Consider the following 596-nt stretch of genomic DNA (forward strand, 5'->3'; position numbering starts at 1 on the left):
TGTTGGCGTAGCCGGTCTCACGCGCTTGCGCGATGGTCAGTGCGTAATCGTCCGGGAGGTCCAGGGCTATCTCTTGCAGCAGTTCCGGTATCGGCCCGAACAACTCGGCCAACGCCTGCTGCGCCGGCGACGGCAGGTTGTTGACGCCCACGCTGCGCACGCGCAGCACCACATAGGCCGGCACGGCGTCCGAGCTCGATTGCAGCGGTCCCTGCGTCAGGCTGAAACGGGTGCCGGCCGCCAGCGTGCGCACCGTGGAGCGCCCGCGCCACAGCTGGGCTGCGGCCTCCCGGCCCTGCATCTGCATGTCGGCGTAGCGCTGCGCCTGGGCGCCGTTGGCGTAGGCGTACTGACCCGGCACATCGTAGCTTTCCAGCGCCGGCAGCTTGCCGGAAACGAGCTGCGACGGCGTACTGGCGGACACGGCCTGCTTGGCCTTGTAGTCGTAGCTGAGCAGGGTCGTCAGCGATGCAGTCACGCGGCGGCGCGCCTGCAGCGCCTGGATGGTGTCCGATGCCTCGCCGGCGCGCACGCCGTGAAAGCGGATGCCGCCGCCGGCCGCGCTGCTGGCGTCCTCCGGCGTGGCGCTGGCCTGG

Annotated in this window: 1 protein-coding gene; it reads right to left on the minus strand. The window is 70.6% G+C overall.

The genetic code is table 11. From position 1 onward, the window contains the following. The coding region (locus ABWW33_RS32985) for a contractile injection system protein, VgrG/Pvc8 family (RefSeq protein WP_353405623.1) at positions 1-596 on the minus strand (596 nt) is incomplete at both ends.

The organism is Duganella hordei (assembly GCF_040369125.1).
Classification (GTDB): Bacteria; Pseudomonadota; Gammaproteobacteria; order Burkholderiales; family Burkholderiaceae_D; genus Rugamonas; species Rugamonas hordei.